Genomic DNA, 24,738 nt, shown 5'->3' on the forward strand with positions numbered 1-24,738 from the left:
TTGGAGATGTTGGGAACTCGGTGTCGCGGGAACGTGTGTTTGGCCGGCCAGGCTGGTTACGACGAGGCCAGGACAATCTGGAACGCCATGATCGATCGGCGGCCTGGGGCTGTGGTGCGCTGCCATGGCGCAGGAGATGTCGTAAAGGCGGTGCAGTTTGCCCGCGACAACGGATTGCTCCTCTCTGTACGCGGTGGCGGTCACAACATATCCGGCAATGCCGTCTGCGAAGGCGGACTTTTGATCGATCTTTCGCCGATGCGTTCTGTCCGGGTCGATGACAAGGCACGCACCGCGAGGGTCGAGCCTGGCGCGACGCTCGGAGAGTTCGACAAAGAGGCGCAGGCGTTCGGTCTTGCCACCCCGCTCGGTATCAACTCAACCACAGGGGTGGCCGGTCTCACGCTTGGGGGTGGTTTCGGGTGGCTCAGTCGCAAATACGGATTCACGGTAGACAATCTGATTTCGGCCGATGTGGTGACCGCCGACGGCGAGCTTGTCCATGCAAACACAACGGAAAATCCGGACCTATTCTGGGCTCTTCGCGGCGGCGGTGGAAATTTTGGCGTGGTCACGTCGTTCGAGTTCAAGCTGCATCCGGTCGGTCCCGATCTGGTATCCGGGCTGATCGTTCATCCGTTTGCCCACGCCCGTGAACTTCTTGCGGGGTATCGCCGCGTGGCGGCCGCTGCGTCCGACGATCTTACCATTTGGGTGGTCCTGCGTAAGGCGCCGCCATTGCCGTTCCTGCCCGAAGAGGTGCACGGCAAGGAAATCCTCGTCTTCGCCGTCTGCTATGCCGGTGAGCCGAGCAGAGCCGAGGAGGCACTTGAACCACTGCGTTCGCTTGGCGAACCGATCGCCGACGTCGTCGGCGTGCAGCCATATTCCGCATGGCAGACGGCATTCGATCCGCTTCTCACGCCAGGGGCATTCAACTATTGGAAGTCGCACAATTTCACGGCCCTGAGCGACGGGTTGTTTGAGATCCTGAGCGAACATACAGGGACGTTGCCGACTGATGAATGTGAAATCTTCATCGGGCAGCTCGGTGGTGCCAGCAGCCGCGTGGCACCCGACGCGACCGCCTATCCGCATCGCGAGGCCAAGTTTGTCATGAACGTTCACACCAGGTGGCGTGACCAGGCCGACGAACAACCCTCCATCGATTGGGCGCGGGCAATCTTTGCCGCGGCTGCGCCACATGCGACAGGTGGCGTCTACGTCAACTTCATGCCGGAGGATGAAACCGAAAGGGTCGCCCAGGCCTATGGTGGCAACCATGCACGGCTGGCGGCGCTTAAAGCCAAGTACGATCCTGGCAATCTCTTCCGGCTCAACCAGAATATCCAGCCAGAACGAAAATCGGGCTAACGCGGCAAAAGCTTTCATGCAGCGAGGAATTCGCGCGGTGCCTAGGAACGCCAACGTGCCGGCGCTCGGCACGTTGGCCATGCGCCCACCGCCGTCAGGCTTGGGACCGCGAATAGACCAGCTCGACACCGGCGCGGAAACAACGCTGGGCCATGGCTGCTGCATCAAGCAGCGGGCAGAAATCCATCCGCTTCATTTGCTGTATTCCGGCGGTTTCTCATGCGGTCGCCTTTGTCGGCACGAAAAAACTCTTGGTTTTCGCCTTCACGGTGGTCTTCGGTTGTTTCGAAGACACGCAGGCGTGTGCTTTCCACATCACTGACCGTTCGCTGGACAACAAGCGTTGGGGGCCACTCAGGAGAGGCTCCCGCACCTGCCGGGAAATCGCCCTCGACATTTGCGCTTCAATGCCTAATCTCCGCGGCAATTCAGTTATGGAATTGCTTGATGTCCCTTCGACTTGCCACCTTCAATATTGAAAATCTCATGAGCCGCTTCGATTTTTCCGGCTTCCGCAATCAGCTCAAGCAGGACCGGGTGCTCAGACTCTTCGAGGTGAAGAGCGAGGCGGAGTATCAGCGGCTGGAGGAGGCGCGGACGATCGCGCATACGGATGATACGCGGCAGATGTCGGCGCTGGCGATTGCCGATTGCGATGCGGATATTCTGTGTTTGCAGGAGGCCGACAACATGGCGTCGCTGCAGGCGTTTGAGTACAACTATCTCTTCCGCATGGTCGGCAACGGCTATCGCCAGAAATACCTGATCGAGGGCAATGATTCGCGCGGGATCGACGTGGCGGTGCTGATGCGCGAGGAAACGCGCGATGGCCAGCCGATCGAGTGCCTCGAGGTGAAGAGCCATGCGGGGCTGACCTATGCGGATCTCGATATCTTCAACGATGCGCTCGCTGCCTCCAGCCGGCCGAACGACCGGATCTTCAAGCGTGATTGCCTGGAACTGGACCTGCGGATCGGCGGGCGGCCGCTGACGCTTTATGTCGTGCATTTCAAATCCATGGGGCCGGCACGCGACGGGCTCGACGGGCGCCAGGCGACGATGCCGGTGCGGGTGGCCGAGGCCAAGGCCGTGCGCCATATCATCGAAAGCCGCTTTGGTCGCGGGCATACGGCTGACAAGATGTTCGCGATCTGCGGCGACATGAATGATTATCAGGAGAAGGTCGACATCCTTGGCGACCGGCGCAACGGCTACGAGTTCGTGCCGCGCGAGGAGGAGGAAAGCGCGCTCGATGTGCTGACTGCAGACGGTTTTGTCGAAAACCCGATGCTGCGCCGGCCGGTGCTCGACCGCTGGACGCTGTTTCACAGCCGCGGGCCGCAGGAGCGGCACCTCTGCCAGCTCGACTATATCTGGCTGTCGCCGGCGCTCGCGCAGCGCAATGCAGCCCAAGTGCCGGAAATCATCCGCGGCGGCCAGCCCTTCCGCACGATCTTTCCGCCGGGGCAGGAGGTGGAGCGCTATCCGCGCACCGGCTGGGACCGGCCGAAGGCATCGGACCATTGCCCCGTGGCCATGACACTGGACGTGTGACGATGGATACTCTCGAAAGCAACCTTGCCCACTGGCCCGAAGAAGGCGAGATCCTGCCGATCTCAGGCGTCGATATCCGGGTGAAGGAGGGCCCGCATCCCTTCCATCTCGATCAGGTGGATACCGCGCAGGAAAACTGGCGGGCGGAGATCGCCGCTAACCCGCATCTCTTCGACGGGCAGATGGTGCTGCAGCGGGCGCTCCGGATCGAGGACGGCCGCGTGGTCGGCGAGGGGCATGTGGTGCCCTATTCGACCTTTCTGTGGTGGCGCAAGACCCGCGCGGACGCCGCCTTCCACCTGTTCGCCATGCCGGTGATCGTGTCGTCCGATGGTGCCCTGATCCTGGTGCGCATGGGATCGCACACGGCCAATCCGGCCCGGGTCTACAGCCCCTCGGGCTCGCTGGAGCCTGATGACGTGGTCGACGGCCGCTGCGACATTCCAGGCAATATCCGCCGCGAGGCGCTGGAGGAAACCGGCATCGACCTCGATGCCGCGACTGCCGAACCCGGCTATCACGTGCTGCACATGGGGCGGGCGGTGACGGTGTTCCGGCTCTACCGGGTGGCGGAAACGGCGGAAGCGCTGGTTGCAAGGGTGGCCGCCCATATCGCCGGCGATCCCGAGCCGGAGATCGACGAGGCGATCGCCATCTGGGGGCCGGATCCGGGTGCGCACAACTATCCGCCGTTCATTTTGCCGATCCTCACCTGGCTGTTTGACGGAATGCGGTGACGATGTCTCGGGGGCATGGCCATTGCGCTGTGCGGCGGCGGAGCGCGTCGTCTTTGAGATGTGGTCAACCGGTGCGCGGAGCGGCCCTGTTCGTCGGCAGGCGGCGAACGGCGGCGCTATCCATGGGCGGCGCGCGGCTGCTTGGCGTATGCCGGAAAATGGCAGGGGCTGATTCAAACGGTCGGCGTTGGCTTTTCGGCGAACGATCGGCGCAACCGTCAACCGTGCGGAATTGAGACGCTCACAGCGATCGACCCAAGACTTCCATTCTGTGCTGCTTTGTCCCGATGGGGACCGGCCCTGCGGTGCGCACCATCTCGAAGCCCTGGCCTTCCCAGAAGCGAAGGCCCTGTTCATTCTCTGCGAAGACGGCGAGCTCCACGCGGTCCGCGCCTTGTGTCTTCAGCCAGCTGAAGAAGTCGTCGCAGAGTGTTTTCGCCGCGCCGTGCCGGCGAAAGGCCGGATCGATCATCAGCAATGCGATCCACCAGGACTTCTCCTGCGGATAATTGCGGTCGCAGGCGAGCATGCCGATGAGGTTCCCGGCGCCCGATTTCAATCCGAAGACGAACTTGTCGGCCTCGGTTCTGCCCGGCGGAAAGCTTTGAAATTCTTCGATCGCCACGGTTGCATCCGGTGGATGGCCGCGCTCCAAAACCACATAGTCCTGACAGTTCTGGTAAAGCGGCATCAGTCGCGGTGCATCCGCTTCAATCAGCCCTTCGATCTCAAAACCGGAGAGCGAGATCGGGAATGTCGTGGTCTTATCCATGGCCGGCACATTACATGGCAAAGCTATCGGTACAATCCGCATTGTGGCGGTGCGGCGGCGCCTGCACATCGGTCGTCAGGGAGGACACGGCGTCACGGTCGATAATGTCGATCGTGCCTCTTTTTGGCGTTTCGGACCCAATGCCGAAGAATGATCGTGGCTAGGCAGGCGGCTGCGGCCGGATAGATCGCGGGCCACTGGAACAGCAGTGCGACGATGGCACCCACGTAGCTGGCGAATGCACAATAGATGACGATGGAAAACGACCCGGCATAAAACGAGGTGATGCGGCGATAGTCCTGCAGGAATTCCGCCAATCCCCTGGCGAACGGCGACAAAAGCCCCCGAGACGGTGGGCGTTCGACGCCGCGCCGCGCCTCCATCTCCCTGAGCTTGTTGAGTAGCCGCTTTGTTGTGCTGGGCATTTGTCGATGTTGATGGGCGTCGTGACAGGATTTCATCCGAGATTATCGCAAGAGCAGTTTCGGCAAGGTAAAGGCAACTCTTCCGCGTAGCCGCATTCAATGCGTATCCGACCCCGATGGTGCCCAATGGTCGGGCGTTGGCTCGGATCACCAAAATCCTATAGCCGTAAAGCATGAAGACACTCGCTTGCCTCATCCTATCCGCCGCATTGGCGTTTGCTTCCAGCCTGATCATCGCGGGGTTGTTTCTACCCGTCTACGGCATTTTCGAGGGCGGGACGCACAACTGCCTGAATGACGGTTTGCGGGCGTGTGTCTCCATCATCCCGCTGAGCGCGCTGATTTACGGACCGTTGTTTGTCTTCGCCGGCGTCGTGGTCGGGACGCCCATTTTCATGACGATGCTCGCATCGCGCGGTTGATTGCTGTGGTTGGGTGCGCAGATATGCAGTCAGCAGCGCTCGCCAGATGCGGGGTCCGGGCTGGTGGGCATGATGTCGCGTTGCTGGTGCAGCGCCGCTGGCAGGGGCGCGAGACGGAAGGCCGACATGTGCCGACCCATCCGCACGCCGGCGTCAGGCCTCGATCTTGCGCGCTATTGCGATCTTCGGGTTGCGGAAGCCCATGGCGATCCAGGCCCAGAGAAGCTTGGCGTAGAAGGATACGGTGTGGGTCTTCAGGTTGGGGATGTCCTTGGGCAGCCAGGAAGCGTCGGGCAGGTCGCCGACCATGGTGCGCAGCTCGGCCTTCGGCCGCGTCTCGGCCGGCCAGAGGTGCAGATAGAGGCTGAGCCAGTGCGCGCCCTTCATTTCCAAAAACATCGGCGTGTTGCAGCAGGTGGCGACGACGCGGCGTGAGCCCGCACCCTCTGACAGCCGGAATTCGCTGAGGTTCTCCTCGCCGGAGACAATCGTGATCCGGTCCTTGCGGTATTCGGCGCTGGGGGTGGCCTCATAGGAAGTCAGGATGTTGCGGGCGCCGGGCAGGGCGCCAAGGCGGGCGGCGGCCGCCCTGCAGCTGTCGCAAAGGCATTCGGAAACAAGGATCGGCGCTCCCTGCACTTTCAGCCGTGTCTGTCCGCAGGCGCATCCGATATGGGTGGTATCGCTCATGTCGCATCCTCCTCAAGTGACGTGAAACAGGTGCCGGATGTACCGGTCGAGATGGTCGAGGCTTTCGCGCGCAAGCTCGGGGTCGTTGCCGGCCTTGGCGAGCACGAAGCCGCCCTGGATGACGGCCTGCGTGTGCCGGGCCAGGCTTTCGGCCGTCCAGGCGTCGACAATGCCGCGGTCGCTGCGTGCGGCCTCGATGTCGGCTTCGAGCGTGGCGGTATGACCGAAGATGCTGCGGGCGCAAGCCTCGCGAATGTCGGGCGCGCTGGCATAGACCTCCTGCGCCAGCGTGCCGACCAGACAGGTGAACTCGGTGATTTCACCGAGGATGATCGCCTTGCGGAAGGCGACGTAGGCGAGAACGCGCGCCAGCGGATCGGGCGGTCCGTGATAGGGGGCGGCGGCGAAAAAGTCGGTCGTCGTTTCCGCCCAGTAATCGGCCGCAGCGACGCCGAGCGCGTCCTTGCTGGCGAAATGGTGGAAGAACGCGCCCTTGGTGACGTCAGCCGCACGGCAGAGGTCGTCGACGCTGGTGGCCGCAAAGCCTTTTGCGCGAATGACATCGCGCGCCGCATCGAGAAGCCGGATCCGTGCGTTGCCGCGTTCGGGTGATTGCTTTGTTGGTCTGGGCATTTAACCAACATACCATACGGTCGGTATGTGTCAATGGCGGGATTTTTTGGTAACTGGGCGATAGGAGCGATCCCGAGCGGCTATGAGGGTGATTTTCGTGTCATTGCATTGACGAAGGCCGGAATGGGACGCGACACGGGGTACCTCACGGGCCCGGATCATGATGGGCAAATGCCTGAATTTATTCAAGGAATTGCGCGCGCTATTTAACGCAACGCAACATCTCCATGCGGCCCCGGTTTTGGCGCAACGCGCCATAACGGTTTGGCGCCGGAGCGATGGCGAAGGGCGGGTAATGCGAGGGGATGGTTCGCGACCATCAGTCGGCGGCAGTGTCGGCGATGGGAAGCCCAAGGTCCTGCCATTGCTCGCGCGGGATGGCATCGCCGACCTTGAAGTCGAAGCCGACCACTGTCGTTCGATCCGGCGTGACCGAGCAGGAATAGGCGATGCGCCACCATTGCCGTTTGCTGCGAAACGCTCCGCCATTGGTCTTCAGCGTTTCCCCGGAGAACTTCACGCCCGACAGGGCATAGGCGACGAGGTAATCCGGATCGAGGTCGGCCTTCCAGCGGTGGACCTGTTCCATCGCTTCGAGATTGCAGAGCTGCACCACGCGCTCTTCGGGCGCCAGCTGCGCCAGACCCTTACGCGCCTGGCGGCTACGCGGCGAGGCGAGGATGCCGGCGGAATAGAGGTTTTGGGCGTGCACCATGCCTGGGGCCTGCGGCGCGGGCTGGTTGCCGCGGGGGCGCTCGTCGGTCGTCTTGGCCGGCGTCTTCAGATTTTCGCGCTGCGGTTCTGGCACCGGCAGGCTCGCTTCCGACGCGGGCACGGCAGGTTTCGGCTTTTCCGGCACGCCGGCCAGGATTTCGACCTCGATGCTGTCTACGGCGCCCGGCGGGGGCATCAGCTTCGGCGGCAGGCGCGAGAATGCGGCGAAGGCGAAGGCATGCAGCACCAGCGCAAGCGCCAAGGCCCACCAGATCGTCGTGTCATCCGCCCGTCGCATCGTTTGCTGCATGCGCTACTGCCCGCTCCTTAAATCCTATTCGATTTAAGGATAAAAACATGCAGCCATTCAAAGTGCTACAGCGACCTTTGCGCGTCTAATAGATGCGCGGCGCTGTAGATCACGTCGTTCAAGATCGGTTTGCTGCGTTGTGTTTTGAAGTGTTGCCCGTTTCGACGGGGTCGCAGAAGCGCTCTACCTCTTTGTTCTTAGCTTTTCCTGACGGAAATCCGCTTCGCACTTTTCCTGGAAGTGCTTTGGCTTCTCGCCCTATGCACGTCGTGACGCGGAAGCGCGGGACATTTTCGGGCGCCATGCATGAGATCAGCACCAAATCCGCGGCACGGTCGCGCATTGGCGGCCGCGGCGATCACTTTTCCGGCACCGGCAGGGGCGTTCTTGCGCAGTCGTGCCGCTGACGGGTGTCCCATGCGGTCAACGGCGGCCTTGTTTTCGGCCCAGTGGCGAGGGGGATCGGATAACGATGGGTGTGGTGCACGATGGCGTTTTTGCGCTTGCCGCCCGGGCGATGACATTGCAAGTTCGTGGCCGGACTATATTCGCAAGGGGGAATAAATGCCGCTCAGCTACGCGATCTACGATGTCTTCACGCAGAACCGGCTGGAGGGCAATCCGCTGGCCGTCGTCTTCGGGGCGGATGCACTCGACGATCAGGCGATGCAGACGATCGCGCAGGAGTTCAACCTTTCGGAGACGGTGTTCATCCGCCGGCCGGGCGGGGCGGCGCATACGGCGCGGCTGCGCATCTTCACGCCGGGGCGCGAGCTTCCCTTTGCCGGGCATCCGACCGTAGGTGCTGCGGTGGCGATCGCCGAAAGAGCCCACGGCATGGCTGAGGAGAGCGCCGATCTCGTGCAGGTACTGGAGGAGAAGGTGGGGCCGGTGCGCTGCGCCGTGCGCATCAAGCCGGGCGAGGCGAGCTTTGCCGAATTCGACCTGCCGCGCAGATCGACCCGGCTCGACGCCCGCTTCGACAAGCAGGCGCTTGCCGACGCGCTGAGCCTGAAGACCTCGCAGATCGGCTTCGAGAACCATGCGCCGTCCTTCTGGAGCGCCGGCGTTCCCTTCGTCATGGTGCCGCTGCACGATGTATCCGCGGCCGCTACCGTCGAATTCGACCCGCAGCGCTGGGAGCATCTGGCGCCGCTTGCCGAAGGACGCCTAGCGTCTGCCTATCTCTATTGTCGCGGCGGCATCAACCACACGGCGCGGTTCCACACCCGCATGTTCAGGCCCGAGATGGGCCTTGCCGAGGACCCGGCAACGGGTGCGGCGGCGGCAGCACTTTCCGGTGCCATCCACCACTTCGACCAGCTGGTCGATGGCCACCACCCCTTTCTGATCGAGCAAGGGGTGGAGATGGGGCGGCCGTCCTTCATCCACCTGCATCTCGATGTGGCGGGCGGCCAGATCAACACGGCGCGCATCGGCGGCCATGCAGTGAAGATCGCCGCCGGCGAGCTGCTGCTTTAAGGGAGCATGGCGCAGGGGCGGATGTCAGGGCGCTTGTAGCGTGCCGCGATCCCTGGGGTTGGCCAGTCGGACTTTAGGCGTGTCGCTACCCGCAAACCGGCTGCACGCTTTTGCGCGACATGCGCTTGGGTTCTTGTCCTCGATGTATTTAGCCTGATGCATGTCGTCGTCCCGAGGCCGCGATATGCTTTGGGAGGCATGCATTCGCCACAGACGCGGCGTTCAAGGTCGGGCAGGGGAAAAGACGGCGTGTTGTTTCAGAGGCTTATGGTGGGTGCATCCAACGCAGTTGGCGAGAAGGGCGGCAGATCCTGTGGAAAAAGCCTGTTTTCCGCCCGTCTGAAATTTTTTCCCAAGAATTTTACAAAGGACGCTAGACAAGCCGAAAGAACGCCTTTATACGCCCCTCCAGACCGCAGCGACAAACACCGAAGCGGTCCGGATGGGTGATTAGCTCAGTTGGTAGAGCAGCTGACTCTTAATCAGCGGGTCCACGGTTCGAGCCCGTGATCACCCACCAAAACTTCCTTAAGCCGCTGATTTATTTCCAAAATTCCTGCTCTGTAAGAAGTTGCCGGTTTCCAAGAATTTGGAAACGGATTCCAATTTACATTGCGTTCTTGTTCCGGAAAGCAGCCGGTTCAATCTCGCTCCAACGAGCCTCCATCAGCTTCATTGCGTCCTTCGCCAATGACCGCAGCGCGACCTCTCGGCCGTAGTGCTGAACCATCTGCGCCGACATGTTGCAGATCGCCCCGACCTGGTTCTCGGTGCACCCAACTTCCAGCAGATTGATGACCGCGTTTTTGCGCAATCCGTGAAAGTCAATCCGCTCGTCGCGGAACCGTGTGAACTCGTGCTTCTTCATCAGCTTCTGCCATTCGGTCCGGAAACCGTCGGCCGACTTATAGGAGGGGGCCTGGGGCGGCCCACTACATGTGGCTGGAGATCGAAACGGCCACGGAAAGCCCACCAGATTAGATCAACTTGGCGAGCTTGGCGCCGTAGTAGCTCAAGCCACCGCTGACGATGAGGCCGACCCAACTTACCCACATAGGAACTGTCCAGCCGTCGATGACAACCGAAAAACCTATGAGAATGCGAACCAAGTGCACCATTGCAACGATCCCGAATATTGCGGCCGCAATCGTCAAGAAGGTCTTCTCGGTCATCGGAAGTTCCTCGTCTCAGAAACAAATAGTCTCTATCACACGCGCATCAGGGTCGTCTTGCGCCGGATCGCTCTGTGACCATACCGCAGCAGCTATGGTCGCCATGTGCAAAGTTGGTATAAGCAGGGTGAGCACTTGCAGCCAGCTAATGTCCACGTGGCGTGTCCTCCTGCAGGAGAGGCGAGTGCCGCTTGCGTGCGAGCAACACGACACCGGCGCCAATCTCGAACATCTCGGCATTCGAATTCATCGCGAGGAAATTGTTGTCGGCAAGTTCCATCAGCGCCGTCGCCACTTCCTCGCGTGACCGTCCGGCCTGGAAGGCCCGATCGGCAATCGACTGAAATTCGGCTTCTATCGCCTCCTGGCAATGGAGGTCGCGATCTGGATGGCATTTGGGATGCTTCGGCGCGGCGATTTTCGGCATGGCGTGTCCTCCCGCAGAAGATGGTAGGGCGCGGGTTGCCGTTCTCAAGGCCTAGCTAATTCACTGATGCCTTCTCGAACACGATGTGCATGTCGGTCCAACCGCGCTGGTAGGCCTCTTCGAGCACGTCGCACGACACGTCGTCGTCGACCCCGTTGACCCAATTTGCATGAGCAAGGTGGAAGATGCCCACTAGGCAAAACTCACGCAAATCGTCGTCGTCAAGCTCGGTGATGAAGGGGGTTGCTTCCATGATGGTCTCCTTTGATCGGAGGCTAAGGCGCATCGGTTGCGGTTGGCTACTCTCACTAGTGATAGTGATTTTTCGGGGTAGTCGACTCGACAAGAGCACGGATCGAAGAATTGGCCGGAGGGTTTCCCCTCCGGCCCCAGGCGCTGTGATGCCGAGGGTAGCGTCGCACGGCTCACACGCAAGGCTGCCACTAGCGCGATCAACGTCAGGCGTCATTCCCGGAGGTCTGTACCGCAAAACTTGACGTCGACCTTTTGAACCTGCCTATTCAAGAAATCTTAGGCGGACTTCCGCAAAGTGGATGCACGCGCGCGCCGGAGAAAACATGAAGTGCAGGAATAGTCCGATATGAAGGCTTCAACTGCCATCCCGCTTGCTCTGCTGCTCGGCGCTGCCACGATGCCGTTCTTGGGAACAACCGACGCGCAGGCACAGAACCGCGACGTCGATCAGTCGGTATTCGCCTTCGGCGGCACGATGGTCGACGCGGACATGTTCCAGTCAGCCAATCCTTTCGGCGTCAAATACGCCGACCTCCCGATCGTCGGCCTCGGCTACCAGTACTTCCCGGTAAGGATGGGCTCCTTCAGGTTTGGACTGGAAGCGGGGCTCGCCGGAAGATTCGGCGGGCATCCGAATGCGGAATTCTGGGGCGGCGTCGTCGGTCGCTACGACGGTTTCGAGATTGGCGATGCTGTCCGTATCTCGCCAGCCCTTACGTTTGGCATCAGCTATGTCACGCATGCCCAGGAGGGACGGGAGCGCCAGAACGAGCTGGAACGCAACGGGAATGCCAGAACCCTGTTCTATCTAGGCCCCGAGTTGAACCTTTCCTTCGAAACCATGCCCGACGTTGATTTCTTCTGGCGGGTTCACCACCGGTCCGGAGCCTGGGGGACGCTCGGCGACATGCACGGAGGCTCCAATGCAAATGTCCTTGGCGTGCGGTTCAATTTCTGAAGGACCTTCTTCGTCTCCAAATCTTCCGAATGCCACGATTTATGTTCTCTATCGGTTGCGCCATCGCACTGCAGCCGATCGAATTCCTTAGTTCACCAAACGCCGAACGGCATTGGCAATGTGTGTCGGTCGTTTGTGGAATTACAGAAAATAATCTAAATAGCGATCAGAATCGGTTGCCAATTCGCGATATGTTCCGGCGTTTCTCGTGCTTTGTCCTAAGCACATTGGAAACAGCTTTACTTGGGCGGTGGCGTTTTCAGCCTAAAGTCAATTACTCTTAATCAGCGGGTCCACGGTTAGAGCCCGTGATCACCCACCAAAACTTCCTTAAGCTGCTGATTTATTTCCAAAAGTCCTGCTCTGTAAGAATCGATCGGCTGGCTTTGGTCGACCGTTTCGCGTCTCATGTTGACCATTGAGGACAGCTCCGCCGGTTCCCTTAAGTAGACATCGTGCAAAAAACTCCAGAAATAACAGAGCCCTGGCGTAAAATGAGTGGTTTCGAACTCTGTTTGCTGCTCAGTACCGTAGAAATATGAATGTCGCGCAAGCAAAGCCGTCTTGCGACGGCGTGCAACACACACGTCCTACTGCATTAGCGAGGGGCAGACCATGACGACCAGACGGAATCTCCTGCTGGCAGCCACAGCCGTCGCAGCGACGGAAGTGCCACTCAGACCGCAGCACGTCGTCCGATACGCCCGCCACTGAAGCCTCGTTGCCCCGAAGGGCGCATCGCGTTCGAGGTTTAGTTACACGCTCGTAACAGTAATTTACGTTGCTCTAAGCCCGGAAGCGACGCAGCGTAAGTGGTGCACTGAGGGAATTCTATTTCACAGATCCAACGCAATTTTAAAGGTTCGGCCATGAGAGCAATGATACGTACGACGAGACTGCTTTGCGCCGCCGCCGCGGCAGTCCTGATAGGCTTGAGTACTGCTTCTGCTGCCGATACGGCGCAGACCTACAAGATGACGACGCCCTTTGCGTCGGGCGTCGCGGTTCCGGATAAGATCGAGTCCTCGATCGGGACGCTGAATCTCAATTACGGCTACCCGTCGGCCGATACCGTCGACAAAATCTACGACAACCTCGACCGTTCGCGCGCGCTGCAGGCTTATCTGCTGGCGATTCCGATCGTAAATCAGGCCGGCATGCGCGACTCGATACGCAAGTTCGGGCCTGATAACCAGACCGACGTGATCTGGGAAAATCTGGTCGATCCGAAGTCCGTGGAGCTGACGGCCAACGATAACACGATCTACAACTACGTTTGGGTCGACACGAGCAAGGGACCGTTGGTGGCCGAGATACCGCCCAAGGTGCTGGGGATGGTCGACGACTTCTGGTACAAGTGGGTGGCCGACATCGGCATCACCGGGGCCGATAAGGGCAAAGGCGGCAAGTACCTCCTGTTGCCGCCTGGATTCAAGGGCGACATACCATCGGGGTATCACGTGGTGCGGCCGAGCACTTTCGGCAGCTACCTCGTCTTTCGCGCCTTCGTTGTAGACGGTTCCACCCAGCCCGGGGTTGACTCGGTCAAGAAGCACCTGCGGATCTATCGCCTGGACGAGGCCGCCAACCCGCCGCCGATGAAATTCGTCAATGCCTCCGGAATTCCGGCGAATTTCGTCTCGCCAGGCGACTATTCGTTCTGGAGCCTGTTGAACCAGGTCATCCAGGAAGAGCCGGCGGACGGTTCCGATCCCACCACCTTGGGCCTGTTCGCCTCGATCGGCATCGTCAAGGGCAAGCCCTTCAATCCCGATGAGCGGATGAAGAAGATCCTCACCGATGCCGCCAACATCGGCGCCGTGACGGCCCGGACGATCGCTTTCAAGGTTCGCGCGAAGGATGCGTATTTCTATCCTGACAGTACGTGGCGCCTGCCGTTTTTTGGCGGCTACAAGTTCGAGTCGGCGCCCGGTGTCAGCAACCTGGATGGTGCTGTCTTCTACTATTACTTCGCCATCGGCGTGACACCGGCGATGGAAGAGAAGATGGTGGGCGAGGGCTCGCAATATCCGTGGTCGGTTCAGGATTCGGAGGGCAATCCCTTTAATGGCGGCAAGACCTACAAGCTGCGCCTGCCGCCAAATGTCCCGGTCAAGGATTTCTGGTCGGTCATCGTCTACGACAACCAGACCCGGTCGATGGTGCAGACCGACCAGCAAGCCCCAAGCGTCAGTAGCCAGAACAAGGGCGTCAAGGCCAATGCGGATGGTTCGGTGGATGTCTATTTCGGACCGAAAGCCCCGGCGGGAATGGAGAACAACTGGGTGCAGACAATCCCGGGCAAGGGCTGGTTCATGATCCTTCGCCTGTACGGTCCGCTGGAACCTTGGTTCAACAATTCCTGGCGGCCTGGTGAGATCGAACTGGTGAAATAGGGGAAAACAGTCGAACGAGCGGATGGTTCGCCATCCGCTCGTTCGATCGTCAGGCGAAGGTTCGTCTCGCAGCGCCGATCGGAGCCGTGCGCTGGCCAAGGCCAGCCGCTCTGGAGGTAAATCCGCGCGCCACCCATCTTGAAAAATCGCAATTGTCGGATTACCGGATATCTCATGAAGATCTTCTCCGGAATTGCGTTTGCTGTTGCTACCCTCTTGCTTGTTTCGTCCTGCAGCGAAACTGGTCCGTCCGGGGATTCCCGGGCTGGCGTCGAAAATGCCCATCTGAGCGAAAAGGCCAAGGCGAAGCCTGCGAGCGGCAAGAAGGCCAAGACTGCAACTGCGGCCGAGGCGAAGGCGCTGGCTGATGCGAAGAGCCCAAGACAGTGCAAGACCCCGAGACAGCAGTGCGGCTATGGCGCAGGTCCGGCCGGCGAGCCGTGTTCGTGCTGGTCGAACGAGGGCTCGCCCGCAATGGGCGTGACCGTCAAGTAGCGAGAGGCAATCTGTCCCGGCCGCCGCGAATCTCTGCGCCTATGTGCCGAGGGCAGGGGTAAGGGCGTGGTGCATCTCGCCCTATTGTTGACCGTGCACTATCAAGTGATCTGTCTGGCTCCATCAGCCGTGTTCGGTTGATGGGGTCTTTTTTGTCGGCAGCGCTTCCGTTTCGACAGACGCAATCCACTGCATCCTCACCTTCAGGCCTTGCCGGCATGCCAACAGGCCGCCGCGCTCGAGCCTCTCTCGCCGATCCTCCAAAAATATTTCGGACGCATGTCGAAATCCGACGGCGGCTTCCGTTCTTGGGTCGTACGCAACTCAAACCGGGGATATCCCCATGATGCTGACGACCACTTCCCTCTACGCCCTCCTGCTCATCCCAATCTGGTTCGTTCTCTGGATCAGGGTGAGTAACGCCCTCCGGCGCAGGGCCGGGATCTCGCCGAGGAGGCCCTGTTTCTGTGCCGGCTGCTGAACCGGCTTCGCCCTGAAGATCCAGAGATCGAGGGGTGCCTTGCGCTTGTGCTGATCACGCATGCGCGCTGCCTGGCGCGCGTCGACGGCGATGGCGTCACCGTGCCGCTCGGCGAGCAGGACCGGACGAAATGGAACCGGGGGCAGATCGACGAGGGGCTCGGGTTGATCGATACCGCCATGCGGCGGCGCGCGCCGGGGCCATACCAGATCAAGGCCGCCATTGCCGCCTGCCACGTTCAGGGCGAGGCATCCGACTGGGCGCAGATCGTACTGCTCTATGACAGCCTGCTGCGGCTGGAGCCGACGCCTGTCGTGCGGCTCAACCGGGCGGTGGCGCTGTGCGAGGCGGGGTGGCAGGAACCGGCGATGCGCTCGCTCGACGCGCTTTCGGCCGAGCTTCGGGACTACCAGCCCTATCATGCGGCGCGAGCGGAGCTCCTGTCGCGGATGGGGCAAGCGGACGAAGCGGCAAAAGCCTATGCGATCGCCATTGCTCTCGCCGGTTCGCCTTCCGATGCGGCCTTCCTGCGGCAGCGGGCAGAACGTCCTTTGCGAACAGCCACTTGAAGTTTCACCTTGCAACAACCATCTCGAATCCAGGGCGTGCAACTGCGCGCTGGCAGTGACGCCTTGGTGAAACTTCATTCGTGGAGGTTATCAAATGGCGTACCATTTCATGGAAGGCAAAAGAGGGCAGGATTGGTGCAATCTTGCGCTGGCAGTGTGCCTTTTCCTTTCTCCCTGGGTGATCGGGTATAGCATGGAAACCGTTCCGGCTTGGAATGCCTGGATTGTTGGGCTTGCGCTTGCTGTGCTGGCCTACGCTACTCTCTCGGTCTTCGCAGAGTGGGAGGAGTGGGCCAATCTGGCGCTTGGGGCATGGCTGGTCGTGTCGCCCTGGGTGCTCGGCTATGCGGTCAATATGAGCGTGATGTGGACGCACGCCGTCCTCGGGCTGCTCGTGGCCGCCGTGTCGGCCTGGGCGGTTTGGGCGCATCGCCACGATCCGCATGCGCATGCGTGAAAGAGCATCGTCTGATAATCCATGATGGCCCCGGTAGGCGCAAGCCGAAGGGCCATCATGGACGAAGGACAGGTTTGATCGAAGGGTTCTCAAGGGACTGACGACACGTGCGTTCATTGGAACTGTTCGTTAAGTTCTCATGGCTCCGGGGCTGGGCTCCGGGTCTGGGGCGGAGCAGCGTCTTGCAATGCTGGTTGGGCCCTACAGCGCCGCGCATCCTGTTGGACGCGCAAAGGTCGCTGTAGCTTTGAATGCTGCATGTTTTTGTCCCTAAGCCGGATAGGGTTTAAGGAAACATGCGGTAGCAATGAAATCGGAAAATCGCTGGAATGATAGACCAATGGCGAGCGCCGACGCCGGCTTTCCATTGTCGGGCCGCGATCGCGGGCGGCGGCTTTCCGGACCGCGAGGCGCCGTTGCGCCCACGGCGCCGGCGTTCAGCGGTTTATGGGCAGCAACCGAGGCGTCTGCAGGCGAATGTATAGGTCCTGTCGGGCGGCTCGAAGACTTGCTGCGCGGACTGCAATGCGGACCAGACGACACTCCTGACGTTGTCGGCAAATAGGGCAAGGAACGTTCCGATCGGGCCTTCCGCCAGCGGGCCGTGGATGGCGGCATGACCGAGCCCCTCGTCGAGTTCGTACGACTGCTCGGCGGTGATGTGCAGCACCTCACCCCGCGTCAGATCTTCCGGGTTGGGGACGCCGACATAGGCGAGCACGGTGGAAGCCAGGAGCTTGCAGACCTGCTTGCAGGCGCGGCAGGACAACTCGCTGGCGGCACTGACAAAGGCGCTGCCGATGCGAGCGATGATGGCGCGAAACCGGCTGCCGGGTCGGGCGCGGATCTCCAGAAAGGCATCGTAGGCCCGCCGCGCGGGGGGTATGATATAGAGCCGCACGCGATCGGCGAAATCCCTGGCCAGGTTTGCGACATCCGGGCCCCTGAGCGTGAAGGTGACGTCGCCGGCCAGGATCTCCAGAAGCAGAACGATGTGGGAATCCTCGTCATCGAACAGGATGCGCTCGTCGATTTCGACGCTGCCTTCGCCAACGAACTCCCGCACCTCTATCGTGTGCTCGCGGATTTCGGTTCGTTGCAGAAACATTGCCGCCCCCAGGGTCGCAACCGTGGGCATATCCTACAATGCGGGGCGGAACCGGGACATTAGCCTTATCTGAGTATCGACCCCGTTTGCTGACTAAGCCTGCGGAGTAACGCAAGGGCAAGGGCCGTATCTCCGACGCTTTGCGAGGTAAAGCGCATCACCGGGAATGCCACGCGGACGGGAACTTTTTGCCGGGATTCGACTTTCCGTAGCGACAACCAAACAGGAGTATTTGCGATGCTCAAGTGGGCGCTGATCTTCTTCGTCGTTTCATTGATCGCCGGCTTTCTCGGCTTCTCCGGCGTTTCGTCGGCAACGGCGGGCATCGCCAAGATCCTGTTCTATCTTGCTTTGATCGTCTTCCTGATCTTCCTGGTGCTGGCGTTCATGGCCGGTAGCGTTGTCGTTTGAGGTGACGAGGGCTGCGGCGCCGACACTGGCGGACATATCGAATTTTCTGTCGCCGCCGTCAGCGAGATGATACGGACCCGCGCATGAACCAGACCTTCCTTGCCGATCGCGCCTGCGGCACCTGCACGCTCTGTTGCCGGCTGCCGGATATCGATGCGCTGGCAAAGCCGGCCAACGAATGGTGTGAGAATTGCGTCGAGGGCAAGGGCTGCCGGATCTATCAGCGGCGGCCGCAGCTTTGCCGCGATTTTCTCTGTCTATGGATGACGGATGAGCGGCTCGGGCCCGAATGGGATCCTGCGAATTCGCACATGATGATCTATCGGCAGGGGCCGCAGATCACCGTGCTTGTCGATCCGGACTTCCCCGATATCTGGAGACGCGAGCCCTATTGGCGGCAGCTTTCGGACTGGGCAAGCGAGCCGACGACGGAGGGGCAATATGTCATCGTCTTCGCCGGCGATGCCGTCTTCAAGGTCGATTGAAATGTTTCCGTCATCGACGGACGAAAACCGCTTCGCATTTTTCCTGGAAGGGCTCGGTCTCTTTGTTTTTCGCATTTCCTAACGGAAAACCGCTTCGCACTTTTCCTGGAAAGGTTCTGCGCCCGGTAAGAAAAAGCCCCGCGCGATGGCGGGGCAAGCAAGCACCCAAAATGGCTCAGGGTGCGGGGAAGCGCAGTTCATAAAGGAACGTACTGCGCGGTACGGTAAATACTATGCCGACCTTGGGCTGGGGAAGGTCCGATTCGGCGATTCCGGTACGCCTGATGAAATAAATACGACGGGCGAGCTGTAGCGGCGCGGTTGCGCGGGCCGGCAGTACGGCTCAGGGCCGCCGGGGCGAGACAGGTGGCGGGCCTATTCCGGCGTCGTCAATTCCTCGTCCCAGGCCTCGAGGCTGCCCAGGATCTCCCTCAGCGTCTCTCTTCCCTGAACCCAGAGGCCTTCGTCCGGGATCGGCTGCACATCACCGCCCGCCGCCGCGATCGCGCTTCTGACCTCTTCCGGGCTTTCGCGGACATATTGGCGCTTGCCGCCGATATCCAGCGCTGACCCTAGGCCAGGCACGCGGTGGTTGGGCGCAAGCGGCATTGGCCCCTTGGCCGCGTGCACATTGACCCAGACCGGCGCGCCGATGCGATGGGTGAAACGATAGAGGGATGGCAGCTCGGCCTTGACGGCAGCGGCGACGGCCGCTGCCTCCTCCTGGACGAAAAAGGTCTGGCCGGCATTGATCAGCGTGTTGCCGAGACCGTCATCGAGGCGCGGATCCGTCTTGCGGATGCGCAGCACCTGGCTTGCCTCTAGCTCCAAAGGGGTGCCACTCCTTCGCATAAGCCTGATCATGAAATCCTCTCGAACGACAGGTTTAAGAGTGCTCCAAGTTTCGGAAGGTGTCGAGTGGGCGGTGCCGGCACGAAACTGGTTTAGTCCTTGTTTTTGTTGTCGGACACGTTGATTTTACCAGCGGGCGCGTCATCTCGTCAGGCGAGGCAAATCAAGACGGAGATGAGGATGTCCAGGGCCACCATCGCGCTGGTGTGTCCGGTGCTGCTTTCGCTGACGGCCTGCGGGAACACGGTGCGCGGATTCCAGAAGGACGGCACCGAGACCGGCCTTGCTCTCGACAATGCGACGTATCGGGTGCTGAAGGCGAGCGCTCAGTAAAGAGCGCCCGGCCTTGCCACCGGGAGACGGCCGCGCGTCTTTGCGAGCCAGCGCGGTTCCGGTAAAGACGGAAACGCGCTAGCTCCTTGTTTTTTACGAAAACCGCTTCGCACTTTTCCTGGAAATGCGCTGGAGCGTTTCCCGTTTAGACTGAGCCGCAGAACGCTATGGCTCTTTGTTTTTACGCATTTCCTGACGGAAAACCGCTTCGCACTTTTCCTTGAAATGCTTTAGCGCGACGGCACCGCGGTCGGCCGCGTCACCGTCTCGCTGCTGCCAAAGATGATGGCCGCAAACAGGAGCACGCCGATGAAGGTGATGACCGACGCGATGGCGACCACCGGCTCCAGTTGCGGGCTGCCGGTCAGCATCAGGTACAGCGACGGCACCAGCAGCGCGACGCCGGCGGTGTAGACGCAGTACTGGATCATCGCCAGACGCTTCTGCGCCTTGGCCGGGTTCAGCGCGTGGTAACCACCGAAGATCGCCATCGTCACCCATCCCAAAAGGTTTGCATGGGCGTGGGCGCCGATCGCGCTGTGATCCTGGCCGATGGCCATGTGCAGGCCCATCGATATGCCGATGATCAGAAAGATGATCGCTGTCTTGAAATACAATTGTGCTAGGCGTGGCATAAAGTAATTCCCCTCTGTTCCTGCCCCACCTGATTATTAGCATTTTCGCAGATGATTGCTGCCTGCCTTTATTGGGTAGTTCTTTGGGCTGGGTGCGAGATCAGAAGCTGACGGCGATACCGCGATTGGCGAAGAAACGGTCGAAGGTGGAAAGCGGCACGACGACATCGGCTTGATTGGCCCGGTCATGGCCGGAAGGATTGTGAAACCGGACGCTCTCGCGCGAGGCGGCCGTTACCAGCACGAGGTGTCCGCCTTTTGAAGGCGGCTCGCGCTGCGGCCACCGTATGGCGCTGCTGACCGAAGCGATGAAGAAGCGGCCTTCGGAAAGCACCTCCGGAATGTCCGTCGTCGGGATGTTGGTCAGCGTTTCGGCGGCAAGCCCGAAGCGCTCGCCGACGAAAGACACGAAGGGAGCGTAGATCAGTCCCTTGATCGAGGCATCGGCCTCGTTGACGACATAGCCGCCATAGTCGGTGCAGCCGCGCGCAAGCGACAGGATCGGGTGCAACTCGCCGCGTGCGGCCAGGATCATCTTCAGGCAGGCCATGCCGCAGACATTCACCGCCCAGCGCGCATATTCCTCAATCGTCTCAGCGCCCGAGTTGCGCCAGAGCGGATCGCGGTGAAGGGCCGCCGCACCCTCCGACAGAACCGCCAATGTCATCTCCGGGCTTTCCCATTGGCTGAAATAGGGGACCTTGTGTTCTACTGTTTCCATACCGCTTACTCCGTCGGGCGCGACGCAACTTTTGTCATTGGCGCAAGCCCCTATCAAGCCGGTAGAGCAGCGCGTGGAACTGGCCCTTGCTTGGTGCGCGCGCCGGCATTCGCTGCACGATGTGCCGGACTTCGGGTGGTGCCTGCGCGATCGCCCAGCGGACTTCCGCTTCGATGATGCCGGCCGGATCGACGGCGGCGAGCGCTGCGGCTTGCGCGCCGTAGGCTGCCGGGCCAAGGATGTGGTTGACCTGGTGAGGGGTGGCGATCGGATGGGCGTAGGCGGATCCGGCGGCAGCCATTGCGGCGCGGGCGGCGGCGGAGGCTGCGGGATCGCCGGCCTCGCGTGCAGCGGAATTGGCCGCCCAGGCTAGCTTGCGCAGCGCTGCAGTCCGCGCACCGCCTTGCGCAAAGGCGCGGATGGCCGAGAGAGCTGCGCGCGGGCGGGTATCATCAGGGGCCTCCGTCTCGAAAATGGGGAGGGCGCGTTCGGCGCAAACGGCAGCCCAGAGCGCAATATTGCGCAGGTCTTCTTCGTTCAGCAGTGGCGGATTCGTTTCGATGGGCATCATCTGCGGTCCCGGCGCGATGGGCGTGTCGATGTCTGTTTCGATGAAGCGGGGGATTTCGGCAATATCAGGGCGTGGCGTGGAGCGTCCCCCAAAGGCTGTCACGTTCAACGCCTCTCTACGGCCGGCCAAGGGTGTTTCTAGTCTCAGAACCGCTGCAGCGCTTTGTTTTCACGCATTTCCTGACGGAAAACCGCTTCGCACATTTCCTGGAAATGCTCTATGCGGCGCGGAAACAGAACACGATTTCGGGGTCGTTTTCATCGAGGTTGTCGATGTACCCGCTTGTGTGAAAACCGGCGCCGCTCAGGAGCTGCTGCATTTGCCTGTTGGACTGGTTCGTCGATGTGAAGATCTTCGGCGTTGCGCATATGCTCTTGAAATGTTCGACGAGCGCCATTCCGAGGCCCTGGCGACGAAACTGCGCGCCGACCATGACCATTTCAATGAAGCCGTTGCCGAAGAAATGGTAGGCCAGGACACCATAGGCTCCGACGGATTTGTCCGTCTCGGCCACGTAGCAGCAGCCTGTCTCTATCCACGCCCTGATATGATCACGGCGCTCGGGGTCACCAGCCGCAATCGTATCGAGGGCGACCAGGCTGTCGTAGTCGGCGATGGTGGCGCTTCTGATTTTCATCAACGAATCCGGATGTGGTCGAGTCAGGGCGTAAAGAATCCGCCGAGCGAGATGCGGGCACGACGCCTAGCTTTAGGCGGCCAGCGCATCTTTTTCCATGGCGGATTTTCAGAAGCGTACAGCGGGACGAATGTCTGAGACGGGAATGAAGAGCGATCGCACGGGCAGCCAAGATCGGTATTTGAGCTGGCATTTTGGGTGATGAGGGCGGGTCGTTGCTCGACCCTCAAGTGGTGGAACAGATGCGAACGAGTGATCAGCGCCGCGCCGCATCAGGCTGGCGAGCAGTGGCGGCGGCAAGGGTGGCGCGCTTGCGGGTGGCCATCTCGTTGAATGGGGCAAGGCCCATGCGCTCGATATAGGCTGTTACGGCTGCCTCGACGCCCTTGTCGTTGCCGTCTTCCGTTTGCCAGAAGGCTTCCATGGCGGCGAAGAGGGCCGATTTGTCGAGTGCGATATCCATCAGGGCTGGGGTCCGAACTGCTGGCGGTGATTGAGCGTGCCGTGGCCCGGCTGGCAGAAGGGAGCGGCCTGGCGGAGGCCACCACCCGGCGCCTCGAAATCCGCGCACCAGCGTTCCCACGCCTCAGACGTGCGCACGAAGGCGGGCAGGAGGTGTTCATCGTCAGGGGTGCGATCGAAATCGTCGAGCCAGGCGTCGGCGACGGTCTCGGAGATGTCTTCGCCGGAGAGCGCTTCGAGATCGAAGCGGATGAGCTTGGTGGCGTGCTCGCCGTCATGGGCCCTCAGCCAATCGGCGGCAGTCGCAAAGATGGTGCCGATGCAATCGCTTTCCTCGATGAAATGGCCGCGCCCGAGCATGGTGACCGCGAGGATGATCTCGCGGCTCTGGGTGAAGGGGCTGACAAGCTTACCTTCTCGTACTGATGTCACTGTCATGCCTTCTCCCTGGCGAAACAGCAGGAAGGGCCGGCACGAGCCTTGAGGCGCGCTGCCGGATCCGGCTTTCCTCGTTTTCAATTGATGGTCACATAATAGGGAAAATCCTATTTATCCATCAATAGGAAAAATATATTCGGCAGGATTTTTCTGACTGGCCTGTCGATATCCTTCTGTTTGTTCTTGTTTTGTTCGGAAGATTGAGTCAGCTTAGGGCTGCCATTGCAGGTGGCAGAGAGGAGCATGACATGGTCACAAACTTCGTCGTTCAGAGCTTTACGCGGGGAAATCGGGGTGCCTTGCTCGCCGACACTCCGGTGCAGGCGACAGGGGCCGATCACGCGCTCCGGCTGGCCGAAAGGCTGGCATCGACCAAGGTGGGCGTTGTCGCATTCAGCCGGGCAGGGGATCTGTCGACCGGCGAATTCGAAGACGCGACCATCCTTTTTATCGGCGGCGACCTGCCGTCCGAGATGCAGGAGATCATGGCCGCATAGACGGATCGGCAATTGCGTGAGACGGGCCTGTCCGTCGGTCTCGCGTTCTTTTCCGGTGTCCCAGGCGGCGGGGTGCGTTGTGTGGGCGGGCGCTTGGGCGCCGGTGGGCCGCTTAAGGCTTCCCAACTGTCATGCGAGCCGGCGCCGTGTCTGCCGGCGGCCACGTTGCACGCGCCGGTTCCCGGGATTTTTACTGCGTGCCGGCTTCCTCTCGGCGGCGTGCCATTTCGGCTGCGTGCTCCGCTGCTGACAGTGCACTCCAGCGCCGCGCGTCTTATTAGACGCGCAAAGGTCGCTGTAGCGCTTTGAATTGCTGCATGTTTTTATCCTTATCGCCGGCTGCTCTCGCGCATGACGTAGCGTCAAGCAGGCGCCATTTTCGAAAAGCTATTACTTTTGAAGCTGTTGCGGAGCGGTGTTCCGGGCGGCGGCTGGCGGGCGATGCCTGCGCAGCGTCAGCGGGCGCTGTATTTGCCCACGACCCGGTGGCAGAAGGACCATTCCACCCGGCTCTCGGTGAATTCCAGATAGGGATTGTACTGCTTCAGCGTCCATTCCCGGTCGTTGAACGACACCAGGCGCTTGATGATCGCCTCGGCGTCGTTGGCGGGTGGCACGTGGTAGAGCACGACATCCTTGTCGCGCGCCGGCGGCAGGTGCGGATGCACCAGCGCCATGTCGCCGGGCTCATAGGCCGGAATCATCGAGGTGCCGGTGAGGTAGATGCCATAGGCGCCCTTGACGCCTTCGAGCACCGAGGGGCGCTTGACGTATTCGACCGCATCGAAGGTGACGATCACATGGCCGTCGCCGCCCTGGGCGGCAACGAAAATCGGCAGGTCGCGATGGCCGACGAGCTGCTCGCCGGGCACGATCTGCGGATTGAAACCGGTGGCGTTGCGGGGTTGGCCGGTTTCGCCCGCGTCCGGCGTCGCGCTGATCAGGTCGGTGATGGTGCGCACGTCACGTTCGCGCAGTTCGCGCGGGCTCTCGCGCTCGACGAACTGCTGGATATAGGCGTGGTTCTTCCCGATCGCGATGGACAGATCCTTGTAGGTCGTCCTCTTCGCGTCGACTGCTTCCCGGATAAGGCGCCGCAATTGATCCATGGCAATGGCATCCCAGATTCCGCTTCCTACGTCCAATAGGATTTTTCCTCTTGATAAAACGATACGATCCTATTATTGATAGGATATGAACGGAAACGAACAGTCAATCGAACTTTACGAGGCCGACATTTTCGGTCGCGGCTCCAGCCTGGAGCG

Annotated in this window: 31 protein-coding genes, 1 tRNA gene and 2 pseudogenes; 16 read left to right on the plus strand and 18 right to left on the minus strand. The window is 60.8% G+C overall.

Annotated features, from left to right (window positions below; translation table 11 throughout):
* Positions 1-6 precede the first annotated feature (6 nt).
* From ASD03_RS14860 to ASD03_RS14870, 4 genes are all read left to right on the plus strand, one after another.
* Positions 7-1,374 carry an FAD-binding oxidoreductase gene (locus tag ASD03_RS14860; protein WP_244494643.1) on the plus strand — a complete coding sequence of 456 codons (1,368 nt, stop codon included), beginning with the start codon at positions 7-9 and terminating at the stop codon, positions 1,372-1,374.
* Positions 1,375-1,526: 152 nt separating this feature from the next.
* Positions 1,527-1,853: a hypothetical protein gene (locus ASD03_RS38970; RefSeq protein ID WP_144239152.1), complete on the plus strand. Its 327-nt coding sequence runs from the start codon at positions 1,527-1,529 to the stop codon at positions 1,851-1,853.
* Positions 1,822-2,928: an endonuclease/exonuclease/phosphatase family protein gene (locus ASD03_RS14865; RefSeq protein WP_025427515.1), complete on the plus strand. Its 1,107-nt coding sequence runs from the start codon at positions 1,822-1,824 to the stop codon at positions 2,926-2,928. Before ASD03_RS38970 ends, ASD03_RS14865 begins: the two co-directional genes overlap by 32 nt.
* Positions 2,929-2,930: 2 nt before the next feature.
* Positions 2,931-3,665, plus strand: coding sequence for an NUDIX hydrolase (locus ASD03_RS14870; protein WP_057214248.1), 735 nt, complete (start codon positions 2,931-2,933; stop codon positions 3,663-3,665).
* A 241-nt stretch (positions 3,666-3,906) separates the two neighbouring features.
* Here the strand turns inward: ASD03_RS14870 and ASD03_RS14875 are convergent, their stop codons facing one another.
* Positions 3,907-4,437, minus strand: a complete 531-nt coding sequence (locus tag ASD03_RS14875) for a GNAT family N-acetyltransferase (RefSeq protein ID WP_025427513.1) — start codon at positions 4,435-4,437, stop codon at positions 3,907-3,909.
* A 92-nt stretch (positions 4,438-4,529) separates the two neighbouring features.
* The gene (locus ASD03_RS14880; protein ID WP_025427512.1) at positions 4,530-4,862 is read right to left on the minus strand and encodes a hypothetical protein; all 333 of its coding nucleotides are present in this window, start codon (positions 4,860-4,862) and stop codon (positions 4,530-4,532) included.
* A gap of 173 nt (positions 4,863-5,035) precedes the next feature.
* Here ASD03_RS14880 and ASD03_RS14885 point away from each other — a divergent pair, with 173 nt between their 5' ends.
* Positions 5,036-5,284 (plus strand): hypothetical protein, encoded by a 249-nt coding sequence (locus ASD03_RS14885; RefSeq protein WP_025427511.1) that lies wholly within the window; start codon positions 5,036-5,038, stop codon positions 5,282-5,284.
* Positions 5,285-5,437: 153 nt separating this feature from the next.
* On the opposite strand, the gene ASD03_RS14890 is transcribed toward ASD03_RS14885, so the two are convergent.
* The 3 genes from ASD03_RS14890 to ASD03_RS37730 all read right to left on the minus strand — a co-directional run bounded on the left by ASD03_RS14890 (position 5,438) and on the right by ASD03_RS37730 (position 7,631).
* The gene (locus tag ASD03_RS14890; protein WP_025427510.1) at positions 5,438-5,974 is read right to left on the minus strand and encodes a DUF6151 family protein; all 537 of its coding nucleotides are present in this window, start codon (positions 5,972-5,974) and stop codon (positions 5,438-5,440) included.
* 12 nt (positions 5,975-5,986) lie between these two features.
* Positions 5,987-6,607 (minus strand): TetR/AcrR family transcriptional regulator, encoded by a 621-nt coding sequence (locus ASD03_RS14895; protein ID WP_038576209.1) that lies wholly within the window; start codon positions 6,605-6,607, stop codon positions 5,987-5,989.
* A 319-nt stretch (positions 6,608-6,926) separates the two neighbouring features.
* The gene (locus ASD03_RS37730) at positions 6,927-7,631 is read right to left on the minus strand and encodes a DUF930 domain-containing protein (protein WP_025427509.1); all 705 of its coding nucleotides are present in this window, start codon (positions 7,629-7,631) and stop codon (positions 6,927-6,929) included.
* A gap of 564 nt (positions 7,632-8,195) precedes the next feature.
* On the opposite strand from ASD03_RS37730, the gene ASD03_RS14905 reads away from it, so the two are divergent.
* Together ASD03_RS14905 and ASD03_RS14910 are read left to right on the plus strand one after the other, a co-directional pair.
* Positions 8,196-9,113 carry a PhzF family phenazine biosynthesis protein gene (locus tag ASD03_RS14905; protein ID WP_025427508.1) on the plus strand — a complete coding sequence of 306 codons (918 nt, stop codon included), beginning with the start codon at positions 8,196-8,198 and terminating at the stop codon, positions 9,111-9,113.
* A gap of 444 nt (positions 9,114-9,557) precedes the next feature.
* Positions 9,558-9,633: transfer RNA gene (locus ASD03_RS14910), tRNA-Lys, on the plus strand.
* Between the two features lie 87 nt (positions 9,634-9,720).
* Here ASD03_RS14910 and ASD03_RS14915 read toward each other — a convergent pair.
* The 4 genes and pseudogenes from ASD03_RS14915 to ASD03_RS14930 all read right to left on the minus strand — a co-directional run.
* A pseudogene (locus ASD03_RS14915) lies at positions 9,721-10,035 on the minus strand (hypothetical protein); the annotation flags it as partial.
* A gap of 55 nt (positions 10,036-10,090) precedes the next feature.
* Complete coding sequence (locus tag ASD03_RS14920) at positions 10,091-10,285, minus strand: hypothetical protein (RefSeq protein WP_025427506.1); 195 nt, start codon at positions 10,283-10,285, stop codon at positions 10,091-10,093.
* Positions 10,286-10,430: 145 nt separating this feature from the next.
* The gene (locus tag ASD03_RS14925; RefSeq protein ID WP_025427505.1) at positions 10,431-10,712 is read right to left on the minus strand and encodes a hypothetical protein; all 282 of its coding nucleotides are present in this window, start codon (positions 10,710-10,712) and stop codon (positions 10,431-10,433) included.
* 55 nt (positions 10,713-10,767) lie between these two features.
* Positions 10,768-10,965, minus strand: a complete 198-nt coding sequence (locus ASD03_RS14930; RefSeq protein ID WP_025427504.1) for a hypothetical protein — start codon at positions 10,963-10,965, stop codon at positions 10,768-10,770.
* A gap of 348 nt (positions 10,966-11,313) precedes the next feature.
* On the opposite strand from ASD03_RS14930, the gene ASD03_RS14935 reads away from it, so the two are divergent.
* From ASD03_RS14935 to ASD03_RS14960, 5 genes and pseudogenes are all read left to right on the plus strand, one after another.
* On the plus strand, positions 11,314-11,925 hold the full coding sequence (locus tag ASD03_RS14935) for a hypothetical protein (protein WP_025427503.1): 612 nt from the start codon (positions 11,314-11,316) through the stop codon (positions 11,923-11,925).
* An 878-nt stretch (positions 11,926-12,803) separates the two neighbouring features.
* A complete protein-coding gene (locus ASD03_RS14945) occupies positions 12,804-14,321 on the plus strand; it encodes a DUF1254 domain-containing protein (protein ID WP_057206224.1) in 1,518 nt (505 codons plus the stop codon).
* A 174-nt stretch (positions 14,322-14,495) separates the two neighbouring features.
* Positions 14,496-14,816: a hypothetical protein gene (locus tag ASD03_RS14950; RefSeq protein ID WP_025427500.1), complete on the plus strand. Its 321-nt coding sequence runs from the start codon at positions 14,496-14,498 to the stop codon at positions 14,814-14,816.
* 450 nt (positions 14,817-15,266) lie between these two features.
* A pseudogene (locus ASD03_RS14955) lies at positions 15,267-15,866 on the plus strand (DUF6596 domain-containing protein); the annotation flags it as partial.
* A gap of 94 nt (positions 15,867-15,960) precedes the next feature.
* Positions 15,961-16,323, plus strand: coding sequence for an SPW repeat protein (locus ASD03_RS14960; protein WP_025427498.1), 363 nt, complete (start codon positions 15,961-15,963; stop codon positions 16,321-16,323).
* Positions 16,324-16,768: 445 nt separating this feature from the next.
* On the opposite strand, the gene ASD03_RS14965 is transcribed toward ASD03_RS14960, so the two are convergent.
* Positions 16,769-17,431 (minus strand): hypothetical protein, encoded by a 663-nt coding sequence (locus ASD03_RS14965; RefSeq protein ID WP_025427497.1) that lies wholly within the window; start codon positions 17,429-17,431, stop codon positions 16,769-16,771.
* A gap of 237 nt (positions 17,432-17,668) precedes the next feature.
* On the opposite strand from ASD03_RS14965, the gene ASD03_RS37735 reads away from it, so the two are divergent.
* Together ASD03_RS37735 and ASD03_RS14970 are read left to right on the plus strand one after the other, a co-directional pair.
* Positions 17,669-17,842 (plus strand): DUF1328 domain-containing protein, encoded by a 174-nt coding sequence (locus ASD03_RS37735; RefSeq protein ID WP_025427496.1) that lies wholly within the window; start codon positions 17,669-17,671, stop codon positions 17,840-17,842.
* Positions 17,843-17,925: 83 nt separating this feature from the next.
* Positions 17,926-18,327: a hypothetical protein gene (locus ASD03_RS14970; protein WP_025427495.1), complete on the plus strand. Its 402-nt coding sequence runs from the start codon at positions 17,926-17,928 to the stop codon at positions 18,325-18,327.
* Between the two features lie 375 nt (positions 18,328-18,702).
* Here the strand turns inward: ASD03_RS14970 and ASD03_RS14975 are convergent, their stop codons facing one another.
* Positions 18,703-19,191, minus strand: coding sequence for a hypothetical protein (locus ASD03_RS14975; protein ID WP_128090504.1), 489 nt, complete (start codon positions 19,189-19,191; stop codon positions 18,703-18,705).
* 168 nt (positions 19,192-19,359) lie between these two features.
* Here ASD03_RS14975 and ASD03_RS14980 point away from each other — a divergent pair, with 168 nt between their 5' ends.
* The gene (locus tag ASD03_RS14980) at positions 19,360-19,512 is read left to right on the plus strand and encodes a hypothetical protein (protein ID WP_025427493.1); all 153 of its coding nucleotides are present in this window, start codon (positions 19,360-19,362) and stop codon (positions 19,510-19,512) included.
* A gap of 230 nt (positions 19,513-19,742) precedes the next feature.
* Here ASD03_RS14980 and ASD03_RS14985 read toward each other — a convergent pair whose 3' ends face one another.
* The 6 genes from ASD03_RS14985 to ASD03_RS15010 all read right to left on the minus strand — a co-directional run bounded on the left by ASD03_RS14985 (position 19,743) and on the right by ASD03_RS15010 (position 22,976).
* Complete coding sequence (locus tag ASD03_RS14985) at positions 19,743-20,147, minus strand: hypothetical protein (protein ID WP_025427492.1); 405 nt, start codon at positions 20,145-20,147, stop codon at positions 19,743-19,745.
* A 100-nt stretch (positions 20,148-20,247) separates the two neighbouring features.
* The gene (locus ASD03_RS14990) at positions 20,248-20,868 is read right to left on the minus strand and encodes a C39 family peptidase (RefSeq protein WP_025427491.1); all 621 of its coding nucleotides are present in this window, start codon (positions 20,866-20,868) and stop codon (positions 20,248-20,250) included.
* A gap of 34 nt (positions 20,869-20,902) precedes the next feature.
* Complete coding sequence (locus ASD03_RS14995; RefSeq protein WP_200951447.1) at positions 20,903-21,541, minus strand: putative immunity protein; 639 nt, start codon at positions 21,539-21,541, stop codon at positions 20,903-20,905.
* A 115-nt stretch (positions 21,542-21,656) separates the two neighbouring features.
* On the minus strand, positions 21,657-22,076 hold the full coding sequence (locus ASD03_RS15000) for a GNAT family N-acetyltransferase (protein ID WP_025427489.1): 420 nt from the start codon (positions 22,074-22,076) through the stop codon (positions 21,657-21,659).
* A 256-nt stretch (positions 22,077-22,332) separates the two neighbouring features.
* Positions 22,333-22,539 carry a hypothetical protein gene (locus tag ASD03_RS15005; protein ID WP_025427488.1) on the minus strand — a complete coding sequence of 69 codons (207 nt, stop codon included), beginning with the start codon at positions 22,537-22,539 and terminating at the stop codon, positions 22,333-22,335.
* A complete protein-coding gene (locus ASD03_RS15010; RefSeq protein WP_025427487.1) occupies positions 22,539-22,976 on the minus strand; it encodes a hypothetical protein in 438 nt (145 codons plus the stop codon). The genes ASD03_RS15005 and ASD03_RS15010 overlap by 1 nt, the downstream gene beginning before the upstream one ends.
* A 248-nt stretch (positions 22,977-23,224) precedes the next feature.
* On the opposite strand from ASD03_RS15010, the gene ASD03_RS15015 reads away from it, so the two are divergent.
* On the plus strand, positions 23,225-23,473 hold the full coding sequence (locus tag ASD03_RS15015; RefSeq protein WP_025427486.1) for a hypothetical protein: 249 nt from the start codon (positions 23,225-23,227) through the stop codon (positions 23,471-23,473).
* A 455-nt stretch (positions 23,474-23,928) separates the two neighbouring features.
* On the opposite strand, the gene ASD03_RS15020 is transcribed toward ASD03_RS15015, so the two are convergent.
* Complete coding sequence (locus ASD03_RS15020) at positions 23,929-24,618, minus strand: S24 family peptidase (protein WP_025427485.1); 690 nt, start codon at positions 24,616-24,618, stop codon at positions 23,929-23,931.
* Positions 24,619-24,738: the final 120 nt, after the last annotated feature.

Origin of the sequence: Ensifer sp. Root127, from assembly GCF_001425225.1 — a bacterium.
Lineage (GTDB): Bacteria > Pseudomonadota > Alphaproteobacteria > Rhizobiales > Rhizobiaceae > Ensifer > Ensifer canadensis.